Source organism: Kosakonia sp. PSU_27 (assembly GCF_039409795.1).
Taxonomy (GTDB): domain Bacteria; phylum Pseudomonadota; class Gammaproteobacteria; order Enterobacterales; family Enterobacteriaceae; genus Kosakonia.
The window spans coordinates 450,797-477,471 of the sequence record NZ_JBCIVK010000001.1 but is presented as its reverse complement, the minus strand read 5'-3'; the positions used below and the strand labels follow the sequence as shown (position 1 = coordinate 477,471).

23 protein-coding genes are annotated in these 26,675 nt (G+C 54.7%); 9 read left to right on the top strand and 14 right to left on the bottom strand.

What is annotated here, in order from left to right:
* Window position 1 precedes the first annotated feature (1 nt).
* On the top strand, window positions 2–868 hold the full coding sequence (locus AAIG26_RS02260; protein ID WP_343179520.1) for a LysR family transcriptional regulator: 867 nt from the start codon (window positions 2–4) through the stop codon (window positions 866–868).
* Here the strand turns inward: AAIG26_RS02260 and AAIG26_RS02255 are convergent.
* Window positions 840–2,348 (bottom strand): carboxylesterase/lipase family protein, encoded by a 1,509-nt coding sequence (locus tag AAIG26_RS02255; protein WP_343179519.1) that lies wholly within the window; start codon window positions 2,346–2,348, stop codon window positions 840–842. The two genes, AAIG26_RS02260 and AAIG26_RS02255, sit on opposite strands and share 29 nt — an antisense overlap.
* Before the next feature lie 42 nt (window positions 2,349–2,390).
* The gene (locus AAIG26_RS02250; protein WP_343179518.1) at window positions 2,391–3,734 is read right to left on the bottom strand and encodes a VOC family protein; all 1,344 of its coding nucleotides are present in this window, start codon (window positions 3,732–3,734) and stop codon (window positions 2,391–2,393) included.
* Between the two features lie 302 nt (window positions 3,735–4,036).
* Between AAIG26_RS02250 and AAIG26_RS02245 the strand changes: the two genes are divergently transcribed.
* Together AAIG26_RS02245 and AAIG26_RS02240 are read left to right on the top strand one after the other, a co-directional pair.
* On the top strand, window positions 4,037–4,960 hold the full coding sequence (locus AAIG26_RS02245) for a LysR substrate-binding domain-containing protein (protein ID WP_016495954.1): 924 nt from the start codon (window positions 4,037–4,039) through the stop codon (window positions 4,958–4,960).
* A 140-nt stretch (window positions 4,961–5,100) separates the two neighbouring features.
* Window positions 5,101–7,398: an FdhF/YdeP family oxidoreductase gene (locus tag AAIG26_RS02240; RefSeq protein ID WP_160270135.1), complete on the top strand. Its 2,298-nt coding sequence runs from the start codon at window positions 5,101–5,103 to the stop codon at window positions 7,396–7,398.
* Between the two features lie 65 nt (window positions 7,399–7,463).
* Here AAIG26_RS02240 and arsC read toward each other — a convergent pair whose 3' ends face one another.
* The 3 genes from arsC to AAIG26_RS02225 are packed head-to-tail and all read right to left on the bottom strand — an operon-like array spanning window position 7,464 to window position 9,556.
* A complete protein-coding gene (arsC, locus tag AAIG26_RS02235) occupies window positions 7,464–7,892 on the bottom strand; it encodes a glutaredoxin-dependent arsenate reductase (protein ID WP_016495952.1) in 429 nt (142 codons plus the stop codon).
* Window positions 7,893–7,900: 8 nt separating this feature from the next.
* The gene (locus AAIG26_RS02230; protein ID WP_343179517.1) at window positions 7,901–9,193 is read right to left on the bottom strand and encodes an arsenic transporter; all 1,293 of its coding nucleotides are present in this window, start codon (window positions 9,191–9,193) and stop codon (window positions 7,901–7,903) included.
* A 42-nt stretch (window positions 9,194–9,235) separates the two neighbouring features.
* Window positions 9,236–9,556 (bottom strand): metalloregulator ArsR/SmtB family transcription factor, encoded by a 321-nt coding sequence (locus AAIG26_RS02225; protein WP_045508161.1) that lies wholly within the window; start codon window positions 9,554–9,556, stop codon window positions 9,236–9,238.
* Between the two features lie 214 nt (window positions 9,557–9,770).
* On the opposite strand from AAIG26_RS02225, the gene AAIG26_RS02220 reads away from it, so the two are divergent.
* Complete coding sequence (locus AAIG26_RS02220) at window positions 9,771–10,445, top strand: DUF2076 domain-containing protein (RefSeq protein ID WP_343179515.1); 675 nt, start codon at window positions 9,771–9,773, stop codon at window positions 10,443–10,445.
* Window positions 10,446–10,621: 176 nt separating this feature from the next.
* Window positions 10,622–11,584: a DUF3829 domain-containing protein gene (locus AAIG26_RS02215; protein ID WP_343179514.1), complete on the top strand. Its 963-nt coding sequence runs from the start codon at window positions 10,622–10,624 to the stop codon at window positions 11,582–11,584.
* 53 nt (window positions 11,585–11,637) lie between these two features.
* On the opposite strand, the gene AAIG26_RS02210 is transcribed toward AAIG26_RS02215, so the two are convergent.
* The 4 genes from AAIG26_RS02210 to AAIG26_RS02195 all read right to left on the bottom strand — a co-directional run bounded on the left by AAIG26_RS02210 (window position 11,638) and on the right by AAIG26_RS02195 (window position 16,585).
* Complete coding sequence (locus AAIG26_RS02210; RefSeq protein WP_044489349.1) at window positions 11,638–13,332, bottom strand: methyl-accepting chemotaxis protein; 1,695 nt, start codon at window positions 13,330–13,332, stop codon at window positions 11,638–11,640.
* A gap of 154 nt (window positions 13,333–13,486) precedes the next feature.
* The gene (locus AAIG26_RS02205) at window positions 13,487–14,605 is read right to left on the bottom strand and encodes an S-(hydroxymethyl)glutathione dehydrogenase/class III alcohol dehydrogenase (RefSeq protein WP_016495946.1); all 1,119 of its coding nucleotides are present in this window, start codon (window positions 14,603–14,605) and stop codon (window positions 13,487–13,489) included.
* A 32-nt stretch (window positions 14,606–14,637) separates the two neighbouring features.
* A complete protein-coding gene (locus AAIG26_RS02200; RefSeq protein ID WP_016495945.1) occupies window positions 14,638–14,913 on the bottom strand; it encodes a metal/formaldehyde-sensitive transcriptional repressor in 276 nt (91 codons plus the stop codon).
* 1,042 nt (window positions 14,914–15,955) lie between these two features.
* The gene (locus AAIG26_RS02195) at window positions 15,956–16,585 is read right to left on the bottom strand and encodes a LysE family translocator (protein ID WP_343179513.1); all 630 of its coding nucleotides are present in this window, start codon (window positions 16,583–16,585) and stop codon (window positions 15,956–15,958) included.
* A gap of 273 nt (window positions 16,586–16,858) precedes the next feature.
* Here AAIG26_RS02195 and AAIG26_RS02190 point away from each other — a divergent pair, with 273 nt between their 5' ends.
* Entirely contained in the window at window positions 16,859–17,200 is a 342-nt protein-coding gene (locus tag AAIG26_RS02190; protein WP_071925195.1) for a hypothetical protein, read from the top strand.
* A gap of 178 nt (window positions 17,201–17,378) precedes the next feature.
* Here AAIG26_RS02190 and AAIG26_RS02185 read toward each other — a convergent pair whose 3' ends face one another.
* On the bottom strand, window positions 17,379–18,671 hold the full coding sequence (locus AAIG26_RS02185; protein ID WP_016495941.1) for an MFS transporter: 1,293 nt from the start codon (window positions 18,669–18,671) through the stop codon (window positions 17,379–17,381).
* 225 nt (window positions 18,672–18,896) lie between these two features.
* Window positions 18,897–19,427, bottom strand: a complete 531-nt coding sequence (gene cybB, locus AAIG26_RS02180) for a cytochrome b561 (protein ID WP_097405956.1) — start codon at window positions 19,425–19,427, stop codon at window positions 18,897–18,899.
* Between the two features lie 190 nt (window positions 19,428–19,617).
* On the opposite strand from cybB, the gene gap reads away from it, so the two are divergent.
* Together gap and AAIG26_RS02170 are read left to right on the top strand one after the other, a co-directional pair.
* Complete coding sequence (gap, locus tag AAIG26_RS02175; RefSeq protein ID WP_045508149.1) at window positions 19,618–20,619, top strand: type I glyceraldehyde-3-phosphate dehydrogenase; 1,002 nt, start codon at window positions 19,618–19,620, stop codon at window positions 20,617–20,619.
* A gap of 51 nt (window positions 20,620–20,670) precedes the next feature.
* Complete coding sequence (locus tag AAIG26_RS02170; RefSeq protein ID WP_343179512.1) at window positions 20,671–21,597, top strand: alpha/beta hydrolase; 927 nt, start codon at window positions 20,671–20,673, stop codon at window positions 21,595–21,597.
* Between the two features lie 34 nt (window positions 21,598–21,631).
* Here AAIG26_RS02170 and aldA read toward each other — a convergent pair whose 3' ends face one another.
* From aldA to AAIG26_RS02155, 3 genes are all read right to left on the bottom strand, one after another.
* Window positions 21,632–23,071, bottom strand: coding sequence for an aldehyde dehydrogenase (gene aldA / locus AAIG26_RS02165; RefSeq protein ID WP_343179511.1), 1,440 nt, complete (start codon window positions 23,069–23,071; stop codon window positions 21,632–21,634).
* A gap of 200 nt (window positions 23,072–23,271) precedes the next feature.
* A complete protein-coding gene (locus AAIG26_RS02160; protein ID WP_343179510.1) occupies window positions 23,272–24,072 on the bottom strand; it encodes a YdcF family protein in 801 nt (266 codons plus the stop codon).
* A 253-nt stretch (window positions 24,073–24,325) separates the two neighbouring features.
* The gene (locus tag AAIG26_RS02155; protein ID WP_343179509.1) at window positions 24,326–24,775 is read right to left on the bottom strand and encodes a GNAT family N-acetyltransferase; all 450 of its coding nucleotides are present in this window, start codon (window positions 24,773–24,775) and stop codon (window positions 24,326–24,328) included.
* A 242-nt stretch (window positions 24,776–25,017) separates the two neighbouring features.
* Here AAIG26_RS02155 and AAIG26_RS02150 point away from each other — a divergent pair, with 242 nt between their 5' ends.
* On the top strand, window positions 25,018–26,670 hold the full coding sequence (locus tag AAIG26_RS02150; RefSeq protein ID WP_016495934.1) for an MFS transporter: 1,653 nt from the start codon (window positions 25,018–25,020) through the stop codon (window positions 26,668–26,670).
* The last annotated feature ends 5 nt before the right edge of the window (window positions 26,671–26,675 follow it).

Here is a 26,675-nt window from a genome sequence, read left to right as displayed (position 1 = left end):
CATGTCGCCCCGATCTTTGCCGCTCAATGCCATCGACGCTTTTCTGGTCACCGCCCGCCATCTTAATTTGACGCACGCAGCAAAAGAGTTGTGCCTGACACAGGGCGCGGTTAGCCGCAAAATCGCCGCGCTGGAAAACTGGTTCGGCTTTCCGCTGTTTGAGCGCCACGCGCGCGGTTTACACCTGTCGCCGCAGGGCAGCGCCCTGTTACCGGAACTGCGCGGCGCGTATGAACAACTGGTAGCGGTCGCCTTTCAGGCGCGCTCGCAACAAACGGTGGTGCGCCTGAAAGCGCCGACCTGTGCGATTCGCTGGCTGGTGCCGCGGCTGGTGAATCTGGAACAACGCTACCCGGAATTACAGGTGGCATTGACGACCACCACCGATCACACCATTAATTTCAAAACAGAACCTTATGACGCGGCGATTGTGTTTGGCACCCAATTAAGCGCCGGGGATCTGCTGTTTGAGGAGGCGTTAACGCCGGTGATTAGCCACGCGCTGGCGCAGCGCAATGCGCTGGAAACCGCCACGTTATTACATCCGACGCGGGACAAAACCGACTGGTCGCTGTGGCTGGCAAGACAAAGCGCTTTTCAGCCCGTCATGAGTAAAAATCAACACTTCGACACCATGGATTTAGCCATTACCGCCGCCATTCAGGGACTGGGGATGGCCATCGCCGATGAAACGCTGGTAGCGGAAGATATCGAGGCTGGACGCTTGCTGCGCCCGTTTTCGCAGAGTGTCAAAACCGGTGCCAGTTACCGCCTGGTGCTGCGGGAAACGGAGAATAAAGCCGCCGGGCTGGCGGCGTTCAGAGAGGGGTTACTGAGTGCTAATCAAGCTTCACATGGTGGCGCATAACCCGGCGAAAGAAGCTCAGACGGGCACGCATAAAGCGGTTAACCAGGCGAAATCCTGCATGTTTATTCAATCCCATGCGTAACAACCGATCGCGGCCGCGCACGCAGGCCAGCCAGTTGACCGGGCCGGGTAACGCTTCTGTACGGCGACTGGCCTGGGCGGCAAAACGGACCCAGTAATCGGCAATATGCGCGGCAAAGGCGAGATCGCGCGGGTTGACATAATGGCAGGACGGCTCCGAAAGCATAAGATTGTCGAATACATACGGCACTTCATTACCGTGCCACGCGCCGTTGATATAGGTGTCGTGTGCCGCTTCGGCAACATAATCAAACCAGTAACGCCAGCAGGGTTGCCCGACACGCTGCTGCGCCTGCATCACCACCAGGCCAAGCGTGGTAAAGGCCATATCGCGGCACACCTGGCGACCAAGTTCCGCATCCCCTTTCACCCCCGGATAAAGCAGGCGGATAAGCCCCAGTCCGAGCCGCTGTTCGCGGCGCATCTTTTCGATTTGCCCGGCGAGATCGACGCCAAACTCGGCCATCACGCTGGCTTCATCACTGTTCGACCCGATAATGACCGGCATCGGGTGTTGTCGACCGGCGAAAAAGGTATCAAGCATCGGTTCCGGTAACACGCAGTCACCCGCGATGGGCGCAGGCGCAATTTTCAATGGCGCTTCCAGAGGCCAAAAGGCTTCTGCCGGCAGCGCGCGCAGCTGCCCGGCACTGGCATTTTCCAGGCCAAAATGTGCGGCAATCGCTTCACCTTTTGCCAGCGCCGCTTCGCGCGGCGTATCCGGCAAGGTATAACTGCTCTGAATAATGGCTTTGTGAAACAACCCTTCTGCCAGCGGCGAGGCCATCAGCGCCATCACGCTACGCGCACCCGCCGATTCGCCAAACAGCGTCACATTTGCCGCATCACCACCGAAAGCAGCAATATTCTCCTGTAGCCAACGCAGCGCGGCTATCTGATCAAGCAAGCCAAAGTTGTAGACACGCTCACCGCTCTCCTGCTCAAGCGCCGGATGGGCGAAAAAGCCAAGATGGCCAAGGCGATAATTGATCGCCACCAGCACGACGCCGCGTGCCGCAAGCGCTTTTCCGTCATACGGCGGCAACCCGCCGGAGCCGATAGTAAACCCGCCGCCGTGCAGCCAGACCATCACCGGCAGCGGTTTTGTCCGCGAAGCCGGTGACCAGATATTCAGATAGAGACAATCTTCGGAGAAACGCCCCGGATCGCCGCCGCCGACCTGCTGGCAGTAATCACTGTTTTGCCAGCTGGCGGCGGAAAACGTGTCGGCGATGCGCACCCCCTGCCAGGGTTGCGGCGGCTGTGGCGCGCGCCAGCGCAGCGCACCAGTGGGCGGCGCGGCAAAGGGAATACCGCGCCAGACATGAAAGGCATCTTCACTGCATCCCAGCACACTGCCCTGGCGGGTGTGTGCCAGCGGCGTTAATGGATTTTCCATAACAATATCCAGAAATAACTGATTTCTGGCAGATTACCTGTTTTACAGCAGACCGCAACGCCGTTTGCTGCGCGCTTCGGCTTCCGCATAGAGTGTGAATTCATCGAACACCGGGCAACCCAGCGCGGCCTCAAACTGCGCCTGGCTGGCGTTGCCGTGGCTACGCGCCTGGGTTTCGTTGCCGAGGTTAGACTGGAAGATCCCCGCCGCGCTGACCGGCAGAAAATCCTCATAGGTAATGGGTTGCGCCACCACCCAGCCGCGCTCGATCAACGGCTGGGGATCGTCGCCGGGATGAATCGCCTGCCGGTGCGCTTCGCCCGTTGGCGTCAGGCGATAGCGGAACCACGCCAGCCCCTGCTTGCGCAGCAACATTTCGCTGTCAGGGAAGGCTTTAAATACCTCCTGCAAATGCAACTGGTGCGTCAGGTTATCTTTGCCGGTTCCGGCGCTGGTCAGCAGTTGATCATAGAGTGCGCGCCCTTTCTGCGTTAACGCGACGCCGCGCTGTTCGATTTCGCCAAAACGCGCGGTATGCGTGCCCTGGTGCTCACCGTTAAACAGCACCGGTTCATCCAGCGCTTTGAAACTGGTCTGGCGCAGCAAAATCGGCACCTCGCGACGCGGTGGCCCTTCAATGAGGATTTTCGGTTCTATGCCGTACTCCGGCATCAGCGCCTGAACACGGTCAATATCCAGCGTGCGTGGCGTTAAGTGATTGATATGGCAGCCAGGGAAACAGACCACATCGGCAATCAGGCGGTGCTCATCATGCAGCGCCTGATAGGTTTGCGCATCCACCGTGGCATGGCGGTGCCAGCGGAACGTTTCCAGCGCTTCCTCAACAAAGGCTTTAGCTTGCTGCGGGGTAAAACCGCCATTCAGTTCATGCAGCTCAATCAGCTGGCGGCATGCCGGGGTGAATATGTCACGCTTTGCCAGAATGGCGGCGGCTTTATCACGCAGCGTGTCGTTCTCGATAAGCTCCAGGCGCAGCAGCGAGGTAAAAATACGAAACGGGTTACGCGCCAGCGCCGCGTCTTCGATCGGGCGAAAGGCGGTGGAGTGCACCGGAACGCCCGCCTGCGAGAGATCGTAATAGCTGACCGGAAACATCCCCATAATGGCAAACATGCGCCGCAAAGTAGAAAGCTCCTCGTCCGTCCCTACCCTGATGGCGCCGTGACGCTCGACATTGAGCCGCGCTAATTCATCGGCGTTGGCCAGTTGTTCATGCAGACGCGGGTTGTTCTCCAGCACCGCCAGATTCACATCCGCGACCAGCTCCAGCAGCGTGCCGTATTGTGGAACTTCCTGCTGGTACATGGCTGACATCGCCTGTGAAAATTGTTCCCGAATCTCATCAGCCGTGATGCTGTACGCCATAGTGTAATCCCTCCAGTGTGTTCTCTCTGGAGTGTAGAGAAGCCTCTTTACGTGCGTGATGGGAAATTTACAAAGTGTGATCGTGGCAGAAAACGCGCGTGCGCCGCGCGGTAACGAACATAACGAAAGATTATGGAACAGCGCCGCCAAAAACCCTTATCAACATGCAGGTTACGTCACATTGCGGGCAGAATCCGTTTGTAACTCAAAGAGATTAAATGTTAATAATATTTTGCTATCTGGTTATCAAAATTAAACAACTTAACTTGCCAGCGGTTCTGCACGGTTTTTAACATCATCTTATGGAAAAAAACGGTCTGTTTTCACAGCGCATTCGTCTGCGCCATTTGCATACATTCGTTGCCGTCGCTCAACAAGGAACTTTGGGGCGCGCGGCTGAAACCCTTAACTTAAGTCAGCCTGCGCTGTCGAAAACCCTCAACGAACTCGAGCAACTCACCGGTAAGCGCCTGTTTGAACGTGGCCGCATGGGCGCGCAACTCACGCTGGTCGGCGAACAGTTTCTTACCCACGCGGTTCGCGTACTGGACGCGGTTAACATTGCCGGGCAGTCGCTGAGCCACAAAACCGAACTCAAAAACGACCTGATCCGCATCGGCGCGCTGCCGACCGCCGCGCTGGGGATCTTACCGGCGGTCATTGGCCAGCTGCACAAGCAGCAGCCGGATATCACCATTCAGGTTGCCACCGCCAATAACCCGATGATCCTCGCCGGGCTGAAATCCGGTGAACTGGATCTGGGCATTGGTCGCATGTCAGACCCGGATTTGATGAGCGGCTTGAGTTATGAGCTGCTGTTTCTCGAGTCACTAAAACTGGTGGTACGCCCGCGACATCCATTGCTGCAAACCACCGTCACGCTAAGCAAAGTGCTGGAATGGCCAGTGGTGGTCTTGCCGGAAGGCACCGTGCCACGGCAAAACACCGAGGATCTGCTCGCCAGCCAGAACTGCGCGCTGCCGTCTGGTTGCCTGGAGACGCTTTCCGCGTCGCTGTCACGCCAGCTCACCGTGGAATATGACTACGTGTGGTTTGTCCCTTCCGGTGCGGTAAAAGATGATTTGCGGCTGGGCTCGCTGGTCGCGCTGCCCATTACGCCACCCGGTATTGGCGATCCGATTGGCATCATCACCCGCGTGGATAGCCCCCTGCCACCTGCCGCTCACGCGCTGATTGCGGCTATTCGCAAAACGATGCCGGGTTGATCCCGGCTGGCTTATCTTCTCTTCCGTTTGCGCAACAGGTGAACAACTCGTTAATTGTGTGATAAAAATAGGTTGTTGAATAAGGGTTGTTGTTACGCAACTTACACTAACGCTGTAACAATCCGCAGCCGGAAGAAGAGATGAAATTCAAAACCGCTATTAAACCCTACCACGCTGCTGCCGGTGGTCTGGGCTCGCTGGAAGCGACAACGCGCTTCGTTATTGACAGTAAAAACGCGCTGAAAAATATGCGCAACCTGTTGCGCATGAACAAAGCGCGCGGCTTCGACTGCCCCGGCTGCGCCTGGGGTGATGATAATAAAAGCACCTTCAGTTTTTGCGAAAACGGCGCGAAAGCCGTGACCTGGGAAGCGACCCGTCGCCAGATTGACGCCACCTTTTTTGCGCAACACAGCGTGACAGCGCTTAACCGCCAGAGTGACTATTTCCTTGAATACCAGGGCCGGTTGACCGAACCACTGCGTTACAACCCGCAAACCGATCACTACGAACCGATTTCCTGGGACGATGCGCTGGCGATGATTGGCGAGCATATTAAGGCGATGGATAACCCCAATCAGCTCGAACTGTATACCTCCGGCCGTGCCAGCAACGAATCGTCCTGGCTTTATCAGCTGTTTGGCCGCATGGTCGGCACCAATAACTTCCCGGATTGCTCCAACATGTGCCACGAAGCGAGCGGCGCGGGGCTGAAACGCAGCATTGGCGTGGGTAAAGGCACCATTCACCTGGCCGATTTTGAGAAAGCAGACGCCATTTTTGTCTTTGGGCAAAACCCCGGCACCAACCACCCGCGTATGCTGCACAGCCTGCGGCACGCCGCCGATCGCGGGGCGCGCATTGTCACCTTTAACACCCTGCGCGAACGCGGTCTTGAGCGATTTGCCGATCCGCAAAAACCGCTGGAAGTGGTTACGCCGATGGCGGGTGCGATCAGTTCCTCTTACTATCAGCCCAATCTCGGCGGTGATATGGCGGCGGTGCGCGGAATGGCGAAAGCGTTGCTGGAAACACAGCGCCAGCGGCTGGCTAACGGTGAAGCGAGCATTTTTGACGATGCCTTTATTGCGCAGCACACCCACGGCATTGACGCGTGGTTTGCGCAAATCGATGCCACTGACTGGCAGACCATTGAGCAACAGTCCGGTCTCACTCAGCAACAGTTGCGCGACGCAGCCGCCATCTGGCAGAACGCAAAACGGGTGATTTGTACCTGGGCGATGGGTATTACCCAGCATAAACACTCGCTGGACACGGTACGGGAAATCACCAACCTGCAACTGCTTGGCGGTCACTTAGGCAAACCGGGCGCGGGGTTGTGTCCGGTGCGCGGGCACAGCAATGTGCAGGGCAACCGCACGATGGGGATTGACGAAAAACCGCCGGCTGCCCTGCTCGACAGCCTTGCTCGCCATTTCAGTTTCGAGCCGCCGCGCGAGCACGGGCACCATACGGTAGAGGCCATTTCGGCAATGCTGCGTGACGAAGTGAAAGTGCTGCTTGCCCTCGGTGGCAATCTGGCCGCCGCCGCGCCGGATACGCCACTGACCTGCGCCGCGCTGCGCCGTTGCGGGCTGACGGTCTACATCAGCACCAAACTGAACCGCAGCCATTTAATGCCGGGTAAACAGTCGCTGATCCTGCCGACGCTTGGCCGAACCGAAGAAGATATGCAGGCAAGCGGGCGTCAGTTCGTCACCGTGGAAGACTCTTTCAGCATGGTGCATGCCTCTGAAGGCATTGGCAAACCGCTGGCCGCCACGCAGCGTTCGGAAACCGCGATTGTCGCTGGCATCGCCCATGCCACGCTGGGCAGTGACAAGGTTGACTGGCTGGCGCTGGCGGGTGATTACAACCTGATCCGCGATCATATCGCCGCCACTATTCCCGGCTTTCAGAACTTTAATGCTCGTTGCGAAGAACCAGGTGGTTTCTGGCTGGGGAATGCTGCCGCAGAGTTGCGTTTTAATACGCCTTCCGGCAAAGCGGAATTCAGCGCCGCCGCCCTGCCGCTGTCGGTCTGCCCGGAGACGCAAGCGCCGTTTGTCCTGCAGACATTACGCTCGCATGACCAGTACAACACCACCATTTACGGGCTCGATGACCGTTACCGTGGGGTTTATGGGCAGCGCGACGTGCTGTTTATGCATCCGCAAGATATTCGCGCGCTCGGGCTGAATGATGGCGACCGGGTGGATATTGAAACCCAGTCGACTGATGGCGTGCAGCGCCGCGTTGAGGATTTCCGTCTTGTCGCTTATGACATCCCGCGCGGCAACCTGGCGGCCTATTATCCGGAAACGAACCCACTGGTTCCGCTGACGCGTTTTGGCGACGGCACCGGTACGCCAACCTCGAAATCCATTCCTGTCATTATCACGCCGGCAAAAACACGCGAAACGCTGCGTATTGCCTGATCACAACGCCCGCGTTCAGCGGGCGTTCTCAAAAGCGCTTCCTGTTTAACCGGTTTACGGATGCATTACGGCGCGATCCGCTTACCGTTGCAATCAACAACCTGCTCCCCATCCTCTTTCGTAAACGCGCCTTTCTGCGCTTCAGGCAGGATCTCCAGCACCACTTCCGACGGGCGGCAAAGGCGCGTACCGCGCGAGGTAACAACAATCGGGCGGTTAATCAAAATCGGATGCTCAAGCATAAAATCGATCAGCTGAGCATCGGTGAAGCGATCTTCTGCCAGCCCCAGTTGTTCGTACGGCGCAACATTTTTGCGCAACAACTCACGCACTGAAATGCCCATAGCGCCAATCAGTGTTGTGAGTTCATCGCGCGAAGGCGGTGTCTCAAGGTAGTGAATAATTGTCGGCTCCACACCGCTGTTGCGGATCAGCGCCAACGTGTTGCGCGAGGTGCCGCAGTCAGGGTTGTGATAAATCGTAATGTTGCTCATAAGTACTCTCACGACAAAGGAAAAGAGAGGCGCAATGCCAGCGCCACCAGCGTGACAAACAGAACCGGCAATGTCATCACGATACCGGTTCGGAAGTAATACCCCCAGCTCACCGCGATCTTCTTCTGCGCCAGCACATGCAACCAGAGCAGTGTCGCCAGGCTGCCAATAGGCGTGATTTTCGGCCCCAGATCGCAGCCAATCACATTGGCATAAATCATCGCCTCTTTAAGCACGCCCGTTGCGCTGCTGCCATCAATCGACAGCGCACCAATCAACACTGTTGGCATATTGTTCATTACCGAAGAGAGGAATGCGGTAATAAAACCTGTGCCGATGGTGGTCGCCCATAAGCCCTTATTGGCCAGCAGATTCAGAACCCCTGAAAGGTATTCGGTGAGCCCCGCGTTTCGCAGCCCATAGACCACCAAATACATGCCCAGCGAAAAGACAACGATTTGCCATGGTGCACCGCGCAGCACTTTGTTTGTATCAATCGCTGCCCCTTTTTTGGCGACGGCAAACAGAATAAGCGCACCAACAGCCGCAATCGCACTCACCGGAATACCGAGCGGTTCCAGCACAAAAAAGCCTGTCAGTAGCAGGAGCAGCACTACCCAGCCGGTGCGAAATGTCGCCGGATCTTTAATTGCGCTTGTCGGTGCTGCCAGTTTATCTGCGGCATAATTTTGCGGAATGTCACGGCGAAAAAAGAGGTGGAGCATGGTAAGTGTCGCCGCGATTGCCGCGATGTCCACCGGCACCATGATGGAAGCGTAGGCGGTGAATCCCAGGTGGAAAAAGTCTGCCGATACGATATTAACCAGATTCGAGACAATCAGCGGCAGACTGGCGGTATCGGCAATAAAGCCTGCGGCCATCACGAACGCCAGTGTGGCTCGCGGGCTGAAACCAAGCGCCAGCAACATGGCAATGACAATCGGTGTCAGGATCAGCGCGGCACCATCGTTGGCAAACAGGGCTGCAACCGCCGCTCCTAACAACACAATATAAGTGAACAGCAACCGCCCGCGCCCGTTGCCCCAACGTGCAACATGCAGCGCTGCCCATTCAAAAAAACCGGACTCATCTAACAGTAAGCTGATGATAATGACGGCAATAAACGTCGCCGTTGCGTTCCAGACAATATTCCACACCGCCGGAATATCGCTCATATGAATCACACCGCAGGCCAGCGCCAGCACCGCGCCAAGCGTTGCGCTCCAGCCAATACTCAACCCTTTGGGCTGCCAGATAACCAGCACGAGTGTGAAAATAAATATGCTTCCAGCCAGTAACATTTCAGACTCCATGATATACGGATTTATGCATATGTTTTGTTATCAGCACGAACCCAAAGACACTGATTGCAGTTTGGCTCGCGTCTCTTCACGCAAGCAATCCCATGCTGTATCGATGGTTGCTGCCGCCCAGGCGGGCATATGAGGTGACAGCCGATAATGGATCCATTTCCCTGCCCGTCGATCAACGACCAGACCATATTCACGTAACATCGCAATGTGCCTGGAAATTTTAGGTTGCGACTCCCCCGCCGCTGCGCAAATATCACATACGCAAAGTTCGCCGGACTCTCTGAGCAACAGCAGGATGGTTAATCGCGTTTCATCGGCGAGAATTTTAAAAAGCTGAACGGGTTGCAGCATGCCTTTACCTAAATGACGCCAAATAACATATATGGTAATTCATATGTATTGCTTTTTGAAGAGACAACGAGAATCACCGGAACATCTGGCCTTTCACATCATTTTTTTTGCCCAGCTGCAACCAATGTTAAACAAACATTTCACTCATCGGACACGTATTCATGGCACTGATAAACTCAACAGTATCTATCACAGCGATCGGAAGGTTATTGCCATGCAATATGAAGAACAGCAGCTTATCAACGGCCTTTTCCAGCGCCTGAAACAGACCGAGCAACAGAACGGCCAGCGCGACGCCGAGGCTGAGCGTCAGATAGCGGAATTTGTGCGTCAGCAACCTGCCGCGCCGTACTATATGGCGCAATCGATCCTGATTCAGGAAGCGGCGCTAAAACAGCTCCAGAGCAAAGTCCAGCAACTGGAAAGCGAGCTGGCGGCGCAAAAAAGCAAACCGCAAACCGGCGGTGGCAGTTTCCTCGGCGGCCTGTTTGGCGGCGGGAGAAGCCAGAGTCCACAGTCGGAAAATAACTGGAATGCACCTCAGCAGCCGCAGCAGGACTATTCCCGTTCGGCGGCACCTGCGCCACGCGGGAGCGGTTTTATGGCCGGCGCTTTACAAACCGCGGCGGGCGTTGCCGGTGGTGTGGTGCTGGCCGAAATGCTGACCAGCATGTTTCATCAGTCCCGCCCGGAAGAGATTGTGAATATTATTGAGGAACCGGCGACGGCGGCGGGTAATTCGTCGTTTGAAAACGCGCAGAACGACAACTTTAGTAATGCCTCCGACACCCGTTTTCTCGATCAGAACGATTCGTTCGGCAATGACTCTTACCAGAACGATGATTTTGATGACACCGATTACAGCAACGATGACGACAGCTTTATTTAACGCTGCCCACGACTGAACCTGGCCCGGTGGCGCTGTCTGCCGGGCAATTTCTCCCCCCCTTTTTAAAACCTACCAATTCAGGTGGCATGCCCCTTGCCAGTCGGGCATTGATGCTAACCTGTGCGGCGCTCAGCAAAATGAGTCGGTTTTTTCTTTTTTCGGACAAGGAGAATGGGATGTTCATCGCCAAACCTGTCGCACGTACGCTGGCGGTTGCCGCCTGCCTGCTGGCACTGTCAGCCTGTGACGACAAAACCACCAAAACGCAAGAAGCGCAGCCGTCAGCCGAACAGGCCGAAGTGCTGAAGTACAACGAATATATTGCCGCGGCTAACATGACCTCGGCCAACTTCGGTAAACAACTTGCTGAATACCAGAAGTACACACAGCCCGCTTTCGATGGCAAAAAGAAAATGGATGATCTGTTTTTTACTGAACCGCTCTCTATGGGGCGTATTAAAGAACATCTGGATAAAGCGCACGGCATGAAGCCGGATATGCCGGAACTGGATGAACCGGGGCGTCTTTACAGCGAAGCGCTGGCAAAAGCCGAACCGGTAAGCCGCGATATGTACAACTACATCAGCGCAAAAACATACAAAAGCGATAATGGCGCTCACGGTCGTGAGATCCAGCCCGCGTTGTTGAGCAGCATGCAGATGCTGGTCGTTGCGCAGGCGAATTTCTTTGAAGGTATCGAGGCAAAAGATCGTGCGCGCATTAAAGCGGAATTCGAACGTACGCAAAAAGGCACGCTTGAGCATGCGAAAATGGGGATGGTCTACTACCTGAAAGAGAGCCTGGATGCCGCCGATGGCGTGCTGGATGGCAAAGGACTGGGCGATAAGAAGGCGGCATTCAAAGAGGCGCTCGATCAGTTCAACAGCATGGCTACCGCTTACGATGCCAAAGTACGCGAAAGCAACAAAACGGGCTGTTCGAGTCTTCTGTCTAAAGCCAATGACTATCTCTCCACCGGCCGTGACATTATTGAGCGCACCGAAAATGGCGAGTACGAAAAAGATGCCAAACAGTCAACGCAGTTTCAGCTGATGCAATCGCAGCAGACACAGGACGCCCAGTCCCTGCTGCAAAACTACAACAATATGGTCAGCGCCTTAAACACCAACCAGTGTTAAGATTTTGCGCATAAAAAAGAGGCCGTCCGGCCTCTTTTTTGTTTTCTGCATACTCAGAACGTTTCCCAGTTATCACCCTGCGCCAGCGCCGGGCGCTGTGGCTTGAAGGTTTTGCTGGTTGGCGATGCCGCATTATTCTGACGCTGCGGTGCCGCATCAGTTAAACGGAATGCCCCCACGGCTTCGGTCAGACGAGCCGCCTGCTCTTCCAGCGAAGCCGCCGCCGCCGAGGCTTCTTCTACCAGTGAGGCGTTCTGCTGGGTGACGTTATCCATTTCCGTGATCGCCTGGCTCACCTGAGTGATGCCTTTGCTCTGCTCATCAGAAGCGGCGGCGATCTCCAGCATGATATCGGTCACGCGCTTAACGGCTGTGACGATCTCACCCATGGTTTCACCGGCGGAAACCACTTCTCCGGAACCTTGTTCAATTAAGCTCACGGATTCGCTGATCAGCGCTTCAATCTCTTTCGCCGCCTGCGCACTGCGGCTTGCCAGCGTACGAACCTCGCTTGCCACCACCGCAAAACCACGCCCCTGTTCGCCAGCGCGCGCCGCTTCTACCGCCGCGTTAAGCGCCAGAATATTGGTCTGGAAGGCGATGCTGTTGATAACCGCTGTGATTTCGGAAATTTTGCGCGAACTGTTGGTGATATTGCCCATCGTTTGCACGACGCCAGAAACAATCTGCCCACCTTTGGTCGCTTTGCCGGAGGCATCGCGTGCCAGCCCGCTGGCATGGTGCGCGTTGTCGGCGTTCTGCTTCACGGTCGCGGTTAATTGCTCCATGCTGGCAGCCGTTTGTTCAATGGCCGCAGCCTGTTGCTCAGTACGGGAAGAGAGATCGGTGTTACCGGCGGAGATCTCGCTGGTACCGCGATAGATCTCTTCCGCGCCCTGACGCACCGTCGCGACTGTGGTGACCAGCGAATGCTGCATCGCTTGCAGATCGCTACTCAGACGACCAATTTCGCTACGCCCGGCAGGCTCATCGGCTACCGTTAAATCCCCTGTTGCGATGCGAGAAATGCGCTGAGCCGCACGTTGCAGCGGGTTAATCACTACGCTGCGCAATACGGTAAAGGTGATAACCGTCAGCACCAGCGCTAACGCAAAGGCGGCAGCCATAAACATCAGCCCAAGCTGGGTGCGGCTATGAGCCTCTTCGGTCAGGCGCTGTGCACGTGCGGTACGAATATCAATGGCTTTTAACAACACTTCGTTGTAAGACGCATCCAGCTGGCGCGCCTGCTCACTTTCGTGGTTAATGATCGCTTCAAACATGCCGTTTTTGGCATATTTCAGCATCGGTTGCATGCCCGCGATGTAGGCATTAAAACGGGTGGTGAGATCGCCATCCAGGGCAAGGTCCGCCGGAGTTTTGACCGGGCGTTCCATATATTGATTAAAACCGTCCTGTGACTGCTTCATGCGTTTTTCTGCTTCAGCCACGTTGTTTTTCATATCTTCCATTTCGGCGATGCGACTGGCCGCGCCGGCGTGGATCAGGCTGATACGCGCTATGCGTAAGTTATTAGAACTGTTGGATAATCCCATGCGCACCTGGATTTCCTGTGTGACATCCTGCTGATCGCGATCCGCTTGCATCAGGAAGTAACCCGCCAGACCGGAACTTAATGCAAATAGCACTAAGATGCCGCCGAGAATGGAAGAAAACAGGGGAACCAATCGAATATTGTGCATAAAACCAATGCCTTGTGTTCTTTGCATCGCTGCTTTTTTATCCATGGCTATCGACTCTCATATATGTCTGATACGTACAACAGGAATGATATATAGGCATCGGCAATAATTGGATTATTCTTATGGCGAAAAGCGCGTCAGCGGTCACAGATTTGGAGTTTGGTTGCGCCAGCGGTGACACCGCTGGCGTGAGGGAGCGTTACTTTTCGCCGAAATGGATAACGGTGCGGATAGATTTCCCCTGATGCATCAGCTCAAAGGCATCGTTGATCTGCTCCAGTGGCATACGATGTGTAATGAAGGGATCGAGGCGAATTTTGCCCGCCATCGCATCTTCTACCATACCTGGTAGCTGTGTACGACCTTTCACACCGCCGAAGGCGGAACCGCGCCATACACGCCCCGTCACCAGCTGGAATGGACGGGTGCTGATCTCCTGCCCTGCGCCCGCCACGCCGATGATGACGCTCTCGCCCCACCCTTTGTGGCAGCACTCAAGCGCGGCACGCATGACGTTCACATTGCCGATGCACTCAAAACTGAAGTCCACACCGCCGTCCGTCATTTCGACAATCACGTCCTGGATTGGGCGGTCGTGATCTTTCGGGTTAATAAAGTCGGTTGCGCCCATCTCTTTGGCGAGAGGGAATTTGTCCGGATTGGTATCGATCGCCAGAATGCGTCCCGCTTTCGCCTGAACAGCGCCCTGGATAGCCGCCAGACCGATACCGCCGAGGCCAAAGATTGCGACCGTATCGCCCTCTTTGACTTTCGCCGTGTTATGCACCGCGCCAATGCCGGTGGTTACACCGCAACCCAGCAGACAGACTTTATCCAGCGGCGCTTGTTCGTTAACTTTCGCCAGCGAGATTTCCGCGCAAACGGTGTATTCGCTGAACGTGCTGGTGCCCATGTAGTGATAAATCGGTTCGCCGTTATATGAGAAACGGGTTGTACCATCCGGCATCAGGCCTTTGCCCTGCGTGGCGCGAACGGCCTGACAGAGGTTGGTTTTCCCGGATTTACAGAACTTACACTCGCCGCACTCCGCCGTGTAGAGCGGAATAACGTGGTCGCCCGGTTTCAGGCTGGTCACCCCTTCGCCGACTTCCACAACGATGCCGCCGCCTTCATGACCGAGCACCGCCGGGAACACGCCTTCCGGATCGTCGCCAGAAAGCGTAAATGCATCGGTGTGGCAAACGCCGGTGTGTGTGATGCGCACCAGCACTTCACCCTTTTTTGGCGGCGCTACGTCTATCTCGACGATTTTGAGCGGTTGACCCGGCCCAAAGGCCACAGCTGCACGTGATTTCATAAGTCGCTTCCTTTTTGTATATGGCTTATTGCTTATTTTAGATAAGAGCGCAGAAGATGACCGACTTCCGCCATGCGCACCGCGCGTTGATCGGCAGTGGTTTCGCCGGTGACCAGCTCATCTTTGAGGTGAATTTCAACCATTTCGCCCATCAGACCATTGGCTGCGCCGCGCACGGCAGCGATTTGCTGCAAAATCGCGATGCAGGGCTCGCCGCTTTCCAGCGCGCGCTCTAATGCATCAACCTGGCCACGAATGCGACGAACCCGCGTAAGCACGCGTTTTTTATCTTCTGGTGAATGGGGCATACGACCTCCTTGATACTATAGGGGGGTATGGTAACTTTTATTTTAGCACGATGTAAACATAATGTTTTGTATGGATATCAGAAGGTTAGGTGTTTCAGTACAACGACACTATGAGATACGAGACTATTGAATGGCCCCAAATTTGTTTGAAAGAGTCTCTTCAATGAAGATAAATGTGCACTGGTAGGTTGCACCAGCACCCCATTAAGAGCAGATATCCCACTGCCAGGCCGGACAGTCCGCATTGAACAAGGTTACTTAAAAACAAGATCACGAGAAAGTTTGCCAGTTTGATGAGTTGTATAGTGTCTCACCTTGTCAATCGCTGTTTTTATCTACAGCAGAGCTATGATTTATTCCTTTCAAGAAGCTTTTGCTTCATGGATGCATGGCAATGTTAGCCAGGAGAATGTCGACGATTTGTGGGTTATTACCTGGATTGTCTGTTCATTTCTGTTTGCAATCGTCATTTATAAAACCACGATGCTTGCTATTCGCAAGTTAAAAAAATGATACGTCTAAATTTGCCCTCTTACTGACGGCAATGATAATGGTTCAGGAATTAGCCAGGGATAAATTCCATTTTTCTGCCCTGCTGACTTTCGACTGGTCAGGCAGAAATGATTAGGTACGCAAAGGTAATATGCCCTTCTCAGCGTATGATCGCATCAATGTTATGGGAGAGAGTTATTTTAATCATTAAAAACGCGGGGCTCTTTTTTATCTGCTTCGTGGCTGCATTTTGTTTATCACTATATGGAATGCCGCTCAATAGCTTAACCGTTGGCGTTTCAGACTGGGCTTATGCAACCTTTCGCCCGTTGATTTCCACGCCTTATGAAGCCGATGCGATCCCACCTCATTCTTTGCGTTTGTCAATATGCTATGTGTTTATGCATCGATTATGTTCGTGAGCGTTAAATTAATTTTTCGCACAAAGAAGAGTCAACTCGCGTCCTTAATACAAGCAACTATTGTCGGCCAGCGTTTTGACCGACAATATTTCCCAGGTTGCCACGCCCTGCGGTACTCAGCCTCAGTTTTACTTCACCAGCGACGAATAAATCAGCTTGATCCCTAAAATACTCAGTACCGTGGCCGAGGTTCTGTCCACCGCTGTTTTGATGCGCAAATACACGCGGCGCGGTTTCTCGGATGAAAGCAGCAGCGCCACCAGCGAATACCAGCCCGCATCAATCACAAAGCTCATCGGCGGGATCACATAATAGAAGACCGTTGGAATAGAGGCTGGCAGCAGCGCGGTGAAAATAGACGCGAATACGATAGCCGTTTTCGGGTTGCTTAACTGAATAAACAACCCATCACGAAACGTCTTCCACAGCCCTTTGGGTGCGTCGTTATGGTTCACAGAGAGCGTCAATGGTTGTGACGCGCCGCGAAAAATCTTCACCGCCATCCAGATCAGATACGCGCCCCCTGCTATCTTTAGCGCCATATAGAGTTCCGGCACCGCATTCAGCACCCTTTGCAATCCCAGCATCGCCATCAGCGCAAAAGTCGCTGCGCCAACCCCCATTCCCAGCGAGGTGACTAAACCATGCACACATGAATGCGCCAGTGAATTACGCGCAACGTAAATAAAACTCGGACCTGGGCTCATTACCCCCATCATTAGCACGGCGGCGATCGCAATCAGACTGGACAAAAGCACGGGAAACCTCCTGACAAGGCGAGACTAAAGTGACGTGATGACTCTAGCAGAGAGAAAACATAATGTATTCACCGGGAAAGGATAACAATCGTAAAAATATATTGTACAAAACCCCACCATTTTTGTCTGATATCAAAATTCTAAGTAAATTTAATTAAATATATCGTAGGTTAATCAGTGCAATATTAAATATAAAATTTAACTTAGGACTGGCGCGAATTATTTGATAAGATTTTTCTTAGTGAGACATTATGCTATTAGCAAGGAGAACTTATGCGCTGGGATATTACGGATATGCTGCTTTCCCCAACGACCGGCACGGCGTTTGCTGTCGCCAGGAATAGTGAGCATCTGTCGGTTATTGTCTGGTATCGCGGCAACTATTTTTTACGACCAAACAACTATTTACATACTGATGGCGCACGGGTATCCATTGATGGAAAACCACAGAATTTTCGCGTTATTCATACCATGCCCTTTTTCCCTGCTATCTGGCGCACTTTAAAAACCAGTTGTCATTGTCCTGGTAATGATAACGTTTCATTACGGAATTGTGAAAAGCAGCAGACGTGTTTATTTGAACTTTGTCCCTATGGAATAAAAATGATTTCCTAGGTTAATATCACGTTGATATTTATTCCCTGGACGGACAAATAAATATTCCCCTGTAGATGAAAGCGAAAGAAAATCATCGGCCACTGCGCGTATCTGCCACGTCCTGCTCCGTGAAAGATACGCGCAATATCCTGTTTAAGATTTACCTGATAGCCCGGAGGGCTCCTCCGGGCAAACGTCAGCGTTTTAACGGCTGCCCTGCGGTTTCGCGGGCGCGCAGCACTGTCAGGAAGGTGATGAGCGCCGCGCCCATCACATAGAAGGCGGGCGAAAATTTATCGCCGGTGCTGGTAATGAGCCAGGCGGAAAACCAGGGTGTGATGCCGCCAAAGAAGGCGACGGCAAAGTTATAGGCGATAGACAAGCCGCCATAGCGCACGCTGGTAGGGAAAAGTTCCGCCATTGCGGCGGTACAGGCGCCATCAAATGCGGCGATAAACGCCCCCAGCATCACCATTGCCAGCACAGCAGAGAGCACATCGCCGTTCGCCATTACCATCATGGCCGGGTAACTCAGCAGAATAAACCCGGCGCACCCGGTCAGCATTAACGGTTTACGGCCATATTTATCCGACAGATAGCCCATAAACGGCACCAGCACCGCCACGGAAAAGAGACCAATCGTGGTGATGGCGTAAGCGTTAAGTTTCGAGAAGTGCAACTCGGTGGAGAGATAGCTCGGCATAAAGGTTTGCAGCGTCCAGTGCCCGACCGCTTTGATCACCACAAAACCGACACAGAACAGCAACGCGCCCCACGCGGTGGTTACCGCTTTACGCAGCGGCGCGGATTCGGTTTGCCCGTTTTTCATGGCGTCGAGAAATTCTGGCGAATCTTCCAGATGTTTTCGTAAATACAGACCGACCCAGCCCAGCGGCCCGGCAATCAAAAAGGGAATGCGCCAGCCCCAGTCGCTCATTGTGCTTTCACCGAGCGTTGCCGTCAGCAGAAAGACCAGCCCGGAGCCGACGACAAACGCCATAAAACCAAAGTTATCGATCCAGCAGGTGAAGTAGCCACGGCGCTCCGTGGGGGCATATTCCGCCAGGTAGGTTGTCGCGCCCGAGCTTTCGCCCCCTGCGGCAAAGCCCTGAATCAGGCGCGTTATCACCAGCAGCACCGTCGCGGTAATACCAATCTGATGATAAGTCGGTAGCAGCCCCATTACGAAGGTGGCACCGGAGGTGAGCAGGATCACCGTTGCCAGCACTTTTTGCCGCCCTTTTCTGTCACCCAGCGAACCGAAAAACAGCCCGCCAAGCGGGCGCATAATAAAACCCGCGCCAAAGACCGCGAACGACGAAAGCAGTGCGACGCTCGGATCGCCCGCCTGGAAAAACTGCAGGCCGATAATGGCGGCGAGCGTGCCATACAGGCCAAAGTCAAACCATTCGACAAAGTGACCAATGCCGGTGGCGAGCAGCACTTTGCGTAATTTGCGCGATCCGGCTGCGTGTTCTTGTGTTGCCATCCGATCGAGAGACTCCTGTACTGGCTGTGTCATATCCCCTCCGCCCGATAGTGTTTCTATAATAGATATAATATCTACACTGCTTGTACGAATTGCGCACAGCACGGATGGCGTAAAATGTGATTTCCGCCCTGCTTTTCAATGTGGAAAACCCGACAGGATCACATTTTAGACGCGCAGAAATGAAAAAGCCCCGCAGGATGCGGGGCCAGCAGCGAGGAAGCGTTAGCCGCGTTTTTTTGGCATCATACGCAGCAGTGTGTTGTCTTTAAAATAGTAGTGATGCGCCAGCGCCGCACCGGCATGCAACGCAATGACAAAATAGCCAACATTGGCCAACAGCTCGTGGAACTCTTTAAGCGTATCCACCAAATCATAATTCGCTTCGGCGGCATACGGCATCGTAATACCGAAAGCAATCCACGGACCACCGCGGTTATACATCATCAGCAGGCCAATAACGGGCAAGGCAATAAACAGCAGGTAAATGACCAGATGCCCAAGGTGCGCCAGCCCGGTCATCATCGCTGACGGTTTCGGCTCAATCGGCGGCGTCGGGCTTTTCAGCCGCACCAGCAGACGCGCCAGCATCAGCACCAGAATCGAAATGCCGCATGAAACGTGGACCAGATTGAAATAAGGACGATAGCTGCGCGGGAAGAATCCGCGTAGTTCCATGGCGCAATAAGCGCCAATAACCAGCAGGAACACCAGCCAGTGAATGGCGATTTGTAATCCGGAATATTTGCTACGCATAAGGAACCCCAAAACGAACGAACCGGCGTTCAACATACCGGGCTTTCCTTAAAAATTCATTAACTTTTCCTTATCATTTTTCAGGGACTTACCACTGCCTGAATGGGATTCATTTGCCCAATAACGCCCGCCAGGTTATCACTAAATAAGTGCAAAACGGTGATTCATTACATTCTGATGGAGAAGATCGATGAGCAAAATTGGCATTAATGGATTCGGGCGCATTGGGCGCCTGGTGTTACGTCGCCTGCTGGAAACCAACAGCGGCGCAGAGGTGGTGGCGATCAACGATCTGACCTCACCCAAAGTGCTGGCCTATTTGTTAAAGCATGACTCCAACTACGGTCCGTTCGGCTGGAGCGTGGATTTTACCGAAGACGCGCTGATCGTTAACGGCAAAACCATCACGGTATATGCGGAAAAAGAGGCGAAAAATATTCCGTGGCGCAGCGCCGGTGCGGAGATCATCGTTGAGTGTACCGGTTTTTATACATCAAGCGAAAAATCGCAGGCGCACATCGACGCCGGGGCCAAAAAAGTGCTTATTTCCGCTCCGGCAGGCGAGATGAAAACTATCGTCTACAACGTTAACGACGACACGATTAATGCGCAGGACACCATTATTTCTGTGGCTTCCTGCACCACCAACTGTCTCGCGCCGATGGCCAAGGCATTGCAGGATAATTTCGGCATTAAAGTCGGCACCATGACCACCATCCACGCCTACACCGGTACGCAGGCGCTGGTCGACGGCCCGCGCGGGAAAGATCTGCGCGCCTCTCGTGCCGCCGCGGAAAACATCATTCCGCACACTACCGGTGCGGCGAAAGCCATCGGTCTGGTGATCCCGGCATTGAGCGGCAAGCTGAAAGGCCACGCGCAGCGCGTACCGGTGAAAACCGGCTCCGTTACCGAACTGGTATCCATATTAGAGAAGAAAGTAACGGTCGATGAGATCCATCAGGCGCTGAAAAAAGCCACCGAAAATAATGAATCTTTCGGCTATACCGACGATGAGATCGTCTCGTCTGATGTTATCGGCAGCCATTTTGGTTCCGTTTTTGACGCCACGCAAACCGAGATCACCGAAGCTGGCGGTGTACAACTGGTCAAAACCGTCTCCTGGTACGACAACGAATACGGTTTTGTCACTCAGCTGGTTCGCGTACTGGAAAAATATCGCGCACTGTAATCTCTCCATCCACGCCGGGTAATAACCCGGCGTATTCAAACCAGGCAGCACATGAGAAATATCAGCCCGGAAGATTTACTCACCCTGATGAACGTGGCGGTACAACACGCCACAACGTTCCCCGTCTGGCCAACCGGCGAAGCTCCGGGTGCCGCGGTAAGCCCGGTGAAGTTTCAGCTTGAAGAGCATCATACCGGCCCCTCGCCTTTTGACCGATCCGTCACCGGCGTACGCGCTCCGCACATTACTGTCTACGCGCCACAAAACCCGAACGGTGTCGGTATTCTGGTCACGCCCGGCGGCTCTTATCGCCGCGTGGTGCTGGATAAAGAAGGCAGCGCGCTGGCCCCCTGCTTTAATGCCAAAGGTTACACCCTGTTTGTCATGACCTACCGCCTGCCCGGCGACGGGCATGAGGAAGGTGCGGACGCGCCGCTGGCCGATGTGCAACGCGCGATACGCGTCATTCGCGCCCGTGCGCAGGAGTGGCGACTCGATCCTGAACGTATTGGCATTATGGGTTTTTCCGCCGGCGGCCACGCCGCAGCAAGCCTTGGCACACGCTACAACGAAAACGTCTATCACCCCGTTGATGAGATGGATAAGCAACACGCCCGCCCGGCGTTTATGGCGCTGGTCTATCCGGTTATTACCATGCACCAGGAGATTGACCACCCGATGTCACGCCAGCAGTTGATTGGCGATACGCCGGGCGACGAACAGATCCGTCGCTACTCCGCAGAGCAAATGGCCGATGAAAACACACCGCCGACCTTTCTGTTGCACGCGGTCGATGACCCGGCAGTGAAAGTGGAAAATAGCGTGGTTATGTTCAGCGCCCTGCGCCGCCTTGGCGTGCCGGTTGAGATGCATCTGTTCGAACAGGGGAAACACGGTTTTGGCATTCGCGATGCGCTGGGCTTACCGGTGGCAATATGGCCGGAACTGATGATGGCGTGGATAGCAACCAAAGTATGAAACGAGCCCCCGCCATGTGCGGGGGCTACGTATATCAGGACTGCAGATAGACCATTTGCGTTTGCAGATACTCGTTCAGGCCGTGGCGTCCATCCGCCCCACCAATGCCCGATTTGCGCCAGCCCGCATGGAAACCCTGCATCGCTTCGAAATTCTCGCGGTTAATGTAGGTTTCACCAAACTTCAGCCCCCGCACGGCTTTCATTGCTGTCGTCAGATCGCGGGTATATACCGACGACGTGAGGCCATAATCGCTGTCGTTGGCCATCGCCAGCGCCTCTTCCAGCGTGTCGAACGCAACCACCGGCAGCACCGGGCCAAACGTCTCTTCATGCATGATGGCCATCTCCTGGCGCACATCGAGCAGCAATGTCGGCGGGTAAAAATAGCCTTTGCCGGCGACCGCCTTGCCGCCGAGTACCACGCGCGCGCCTTCAGACACGGCGCGCTCGACCTTCTCTGCAACGCGTTGCAGTGCCGCCGCATTGATAAGCGGCCCCATCGCTATATCGTTGCGCTGCGCCGGATCGCCAAACTGTACCGCTTTCATGGCTTCGCCAAGTCGATTGACAAAGCGGTCATAAATGCCTTTTTGCACATACACGCGTTCGGCGCAGTTACACACCTGCCCGGTATTGATGACGCGGGAATCAACAATCGCTTTCACGGCCAGCTCAAGATCGGCATCATCAAAAACAATTGCCGGCGCTTTGCCGCCCAGTTCAAGACATACTTTGGTGATGTTTTTCGCCGCTGCCGCCATGATTTTCTCACCCGCGCCAACGCTGCCGGTCATGCTGACCATCGCCACTTTCGGATTCCCCGCCAGCTCCTGTCCAACGGTTTCCCCGCGCCCGAGCACCAGGTTAAAAACGCCTTTTGGTAAGCCGACATCATGGACGATTTTCGCGAAGGCGATCGCGTTGTTCGGTGTGAATTCGCTCGGTTTAATCACGATGGTGTTGCCGGTAATCAGCGCAGGTGCCATTTTGCGGGCAATCAGGAAGAACGGGAAATTCCACGGCAGAATGCCGGTGGTCACACCCAACGGGCGTTTAAACACGAAGATGTTTTCGCCCGGACGGTCGCTTTGCAGAATTTCGCCTTCATAGCGCCGCGCCCACTCGGCCATATAGTCGATGTAATCGGCGGTAAAGGAGACTTCCACCTCCGCCAGTTGCTGGATTTTTCCTCCTTCGGCGACAATCAGCGCGCTAATCTCACGCGCGTTTTCACGAATGCCCGCCGCGATTTTGCGTAACCAGCCCGCGCGCTCAATAGCGGGCAGCGCTTCCCAGCCTGGCTGCGCCCGTTCGGCGGCGTCAATGGCTTTGCGCGCGTCTTCGGCGGTGCCATCGGGAATACGCGCCAGGATCGCTTCGGTTGCCGGGTTGATAACATCCAACCACGTATCGCCTTGCCAGCTCACGAATTGACCATCGATAAACATAGGGTGCTGTACCGGTGCTGTCATGCCTCGCTCCTGTAATGACATTGTTTTTAACAAGTGAATTCGTTGTTAAAAATCTATCCGCGCACGACATTTTTCCTACAGACAGGGGCAACTTTTGTGAGAGAACGCATAAAAGGGGCGCTAAAAAGCAACAAAACCGTGACAAGTACAACGGAGGAAATGCCCGTTTGCGGCAACGTCTGCGCAAACGGGCATTGAGGTTACAAAGCGCGGCTACCGAGCGCCGCAGTAAGCGTGGTATCGGCCATTAAAACCTGCCACGCAGCGTCGACTTCCTCCGGGAAATCAACATGAACGATAAAATCACGGCCGTTTGGCCCGTAGCCACTGGCATCATCGCGCAGACGCGGCACTTCCCCCAGCAGCAACGACAAATAACGCTCAACCGACCATAAACCTCGCTGCTGCGGCTGGAATGCCAGCCCCTCGGCCGTGTTGGTTAACTGCGGAGTAAAACCGGGCCAGCTCAGCCAGTGCGGCGCATCGTGACACTGCTGGCTGACGCGGGCAAACGTCGCCATTGTGCGGCGCTGCATGGTGGGATCCTGCACCACCATCACGGTTTTCGGTTTTACCCCCTGCGACATCAGCATATCGATGCTGAACCTGGCGTTCTCGCCGCAGTTGGTGGATTTGTCCTCAATCAGGATCTGTTTCGCATCAATCTGCCAGAACTGGCGTGCGATATCGGCCAGAATTGCCGCTTCGCCGCGCCCGGTGGTACGCACGACGTTATAGCGTGGATGCCGGGCGACAGCCGAATAAAGAAAGGTGGTGGAGTGCCCGACGCCACCGCTTATCAGAAGCGGCGTTTGCTGCGCCGCCGCCAGTGAGCAGGCGGCATCAATCGCAGGAATGACAGCATTACCCGCGAGGATCACCACATCAGCCCGCACGGGCGTGGGCTTACCGACAAAATCATTTTGCGCCAGCCACGCACCCAGCGTATTTGCCGCCGCCAGCGTGCGCTCTGATACGGCAGGAAAAGTCGTCATCAGCATAGAACCTCCTTCGCTTTAACTTACAGCCTACCGCGTCAACACCCGCAGTACAGGGGATCACTCCGAATCCTGTTCGCAGCGGTTCAGGTAAGTTTCTGTAGCCTTTTTGAAACATGTGCAATAACCCACGATGCAGGGATTACCGCTTTATCTGCCCCATTGAAGACAGCGCCTGTAACCCGGCGTTAAGCAGGCAAAACGGCATACTTTTATGCTGCACGCATTCGTGCACTAACGAAACCGCACCTACCGGTCACAACGCTTTTTCGAAACATATCGCTTCCGGCCTGCCAATATAGGTGCCGTAGTTTTCACGGATCCGAAAGCCGTTGCGCTGATAGAAATCAACGGCACGCTGGTTGATTTTGCGCGTCTCCAGCCACAGCGCATGAAAACCGCGCTCCCGCGCATGCTGCTCAAGCGTGCGGAGCAACCGAGCGCCTACGCCGCGCGTGCCGGGGCGCGCATACATGCGCTTGATTTCACCGATCCCGGCGGACAATTCACGAACCGCAACGCAGCCCACCGCCACCGCGTTTTCTTGTGCCAGCAAAAAGAAGCCCCGCTCACCTAAGGCAGCGGCGTCAAACGAGGCTCTGCCGCTGCTGCCTGTGAGGTGTTGCAGGTAATCAGAAAGCGCGTCCTGAAGTTGCAGGCATGCAGGATCGCTTGCCCCGGTAAGCGTAATGGTTAGTGCACTCATTGTGACGTTGTCACCTATAATTGTTTATTTTTATCAATAAAGCAGATCACTTAACGTCAGTAACCTATATTTTTCTTATGCGCTTGCATTGCCTTTGACGGCACAAGTAGAATCATTAGCCCGCTAACCATTCACGTTAACAACCTTTGTTTCTATATGGATTACAGCTGTCCCCCGACATCTTCATGCGCGCACAACTTACCGTCGCGAACGATCACCCTTAGCCCGGTCAGGAAAATGTAATGCGTTTGCCGAAAAGCGACCCGTATAGCCCACGCGAATGGCAGCCGCATGAAAAACCGATGCTGCTGGGTTCGCCTTCCACCCCTTATCACAGCACTCCGCGCCGTATCGCCTATGGTGTCGTTGGCCTGCTGGTTTGCATGACCGGCGCGCTCGGCAACGCGATGGTGACAGCTAATTTGCAAAACCTGCAAGGCACGTTTGCCGCCTGGTCGACGGAGATCGCCTGGCTGCCCGCCGTGTATGTGATGACCAATGTGTCAATTAACCTGCTGCTGGTAAAGTTTCGCCAGCAATACGGTCTGCGCGCATTTACCGAGGGGTTTCTGGTGCTGTATGTACTGGTGACCTTCTTCCACCTGTTTATCAACGATCTCAGTTCTGCCCTGTTTGTCCGCGCCGCGCACGGCATGGTGGCGGCGGCACTCAGTTCGCTCGGCATTTACTATCAGATTCAGGCCTGGCCGGCGAAACATCGCTTAAAAGCGCTGACCATTGGTATTACCGGTTCGACGCTGGCGATTCCGATTGCCCGCCTTTTTTCTACCGAGCTGCTGCAACTGGATGAATGGCGCGGGCTGTACCTGTTCGAACTTGGGCTGGCGCTGCTCTCGCTTGGCTGCGTGATCGCCTTAAAATTGCCGCCGGGCGATCGTAAAAAAGTGTTTGAAAAGAAAGATTTCATCACTTTCTTTCTGCTCGCACCAGGCATGGCGCTGCTGTGCGCGGTGCTGTCGCTGGGTCGGCTGGACTGGTGGTTTGAAGCGCCCTGGATCGGCTGGGCGCTGGCAGGCGCCGTGGTGCTGATCGTCTCGGCGATAGCCTTTGAACACAACCGCAGTAACCCGCTGCTCAACACCCGCTGGCTCTCCAGCGGCAGCATTGTGCGTCTTGGGCTGATTATGCTGCTGATCCGCATCGTGCTCGCCGAGCAGAACACCGGCGTGTTTGGCTGGCTGCAATATGTTGGCCTGCAAAACGAGCAAATGACCAGCCTGGCGTGGTCGATCCTGGCGGGGATCATCTGCGGTATTACCGCCAGTTGCCTGACGATTAAACCCCAGCGACTGGCATGGCCGATTGTCACCTCGCTGGCATTGATGATTATCGCCTCGCTGCTTGATAGCCAGTCCACCAGTTTGACGCGCCCCAATCAGTTGATGGTAAGCCAGTTTTTACTCGGTTTTGCCAGTGCGTTTTTTATCGCACCAGCGATGCTGGCAGGGATTGGCGGCGTGGTGGCGGAGCCGCGCAACCTGGTCAGTTTCTCGGTGCTGTTTGGCATGAGCCAGAATATTGGCGGGCTGCTGGGTTCGGCGATCCTCGGCACGTTTCAGACATGGCGGGAAAAGTATCACTCCAGCCTGTTAGCGGACCAGCTCACTACCTTAAACCCACTGGTCAATGAGCGTTTGCAATATTACAGCCAGATGTTTCAAAGCCAGCTTGGCGACAGCACATTGCTTAGCGCGCAGGCGGTAACGCAGCTGCAAACGGTGTCGACGCTGGAAGCGAATATTCTGGCTTACAACGATACTTATCTGCTGACGGCCAGCATTGCTGCCGCCACGCTGATTTGGATTTTATGGCGCTTGTTGCGCCTGCGTATTACTGCCCGACTTGTGTTGAAGCGGGCCACTGGGAGCAAATAATAATG

Bases quoted from the DNA above. Each gene is read 5' to 3' on its own strand.
- AAIG26_RS02260 (WP_343179520.1), top strand. From the start codon at position 2: ATGTCGCCCCGATCTTTGCCGCTCAATGCCATCGACGCTTTTCTGGTC.
- AAIG26_RS02255 (WP_343179519.1), bottom strand. From the start codon at position 2,348: ATGGAAAATCCATTAACGCCGCTGGCACACACCCGCCAGGGCAGTGTG.
- AAIG26_RS02250 (WP_343179518.1), bottom strand. From the start codon at position 3,734: ATGGCGTACAGCATCACGGCTGATGAGATTCGGGAACAATTTTCACAG.
- AAIG26_RS02245 (WP_016495954.1), top strand. From the start codon at position 4,037: ATGGAAAAAAACGGTCTGTTTTCACAGCGCATTCGTCTGCGCCATTTG.
- AAIG26_RS02240 (WP_160270135.1), top strand. From the start codon at position 5,101: ATGAAATTCAAAACCGCTATTAAACCCTACCACGCTGCTGCCGGTGGT.
- arsC (WP_016495952.1), bottom strand. From the start codon at position 7,892: ATGAGCAACATTACGATTTATCACAACCCTGACTGCGGCACCTCGCGC.
- AAIG26_RS02230 (WP_343179517.1), bottom strand. From the start codon at position 9,193: ATGTTACTGGCTGGAAGCATATTTATTTTCACACTCGTGCTGGTTATC.
- AAIG26_RS02225 (WP_045508161.1), bottom strand. From the start codon at position 9,556: ATGCTGCAACCCGTTCAGCTTTTTAAAATTCTCGCCGATGAAACGCGA.
- AAIG26_RS02220 (WP_343179515.1), top strand. From the start codon at position 9,771: ATGCAATATGAAGAACAGCAGCTTATCAACGGCCTTTTCCAGCGCCTG.
- AAIG26_RS02215 (WP_343179514.1), top strand. From the start codon at position 10,622: ATGTTCATCGCCAAACCTGTCGCACGTACGCTGGCGGTTGCCGCCTGC.
- AAIG26_RS02210 (WP_044489349.1), bottom strand. From the start codon at position 13,332: ATGGATAAAAAAGCAGCGATGCAAAGAACACAAGGCATTGGTTTTATG.
- AAIG26_RS02205 (WP_016495946.1), bottom strand. From the start codon at position 14,605: ATGAAATCACGTGCAGCTGTGGCCTTTGGGCCGGGTCAACCGCTCAAA.
- AAIG26_RS02200 (WP_016495945.1), bottom strand. From the start codon at position 14,913: ATGCCCCATTCACCAGAAGATAAAAAACGCGTGCTTACGCGGGTTCGT.
- AAIG26_RS02190 (WP_071925195.1), top strand. From the start codon at position 16,859: ATGCGCTGGGATATTACGGATATGCTGCTTTCCCCAACGACCGGCACG.
- AAIG26_RS02185 (WP_016495941.1), bottom strand. From the start codon at position 18,671: ATGGCAACACAAGAACACGCAGCCGGATCGCGCAAATTACGCAAAGTG.
- cybB (WP_097405956.1), bottom strand. From the start codon at position 19,427: ATGCGTAGCAAATATTCCGGATTACAAATCGCCATTCACTGGCTGGTG.
- gap (WP_045508149.1), top strand. From the start codon at position 19,618: ATGAGCAAAATTGGCATTAATGGATTCGGGCGCATTGGGCGCCTGGTG.
- AAIG26_RS02170 (WP_343179512.1), top strand. From the start codon at position 20,671: ATGAGAAATATCAGCCCGGAAGATTTACTCACCCTGATGAACGTGGCG.
- aldA (WP_343179511.1), bottom strand. From the start codon at position 23,071: ATGACAGCACCGGTACAGCACCCTATGTTTATCGATGGTCAATTCGTG.
- AAIG26_RS02160 (WP_343179510.1), bottom strand. From the start codon at position 24,072: ATGCTGATGACGACTTTTCCTGCCGTATCAGAGCGCACGCTGGCGGCG.
- AAIG26_RS02155 (WP_343179509.1), bottom strand. From the start codon at position 24,775: ATGAGTGCACTAACCATTACGCTTACCGGGGCAAGCGATCCTGCATGC.
- AAIG26_RS02150 (WP_016495934.1), top strand. From the start codon at position 25,018: ATGCGTTTGCCGAAAAGCGACCCGTATAGCCCACGCGAATGGCAGCCG.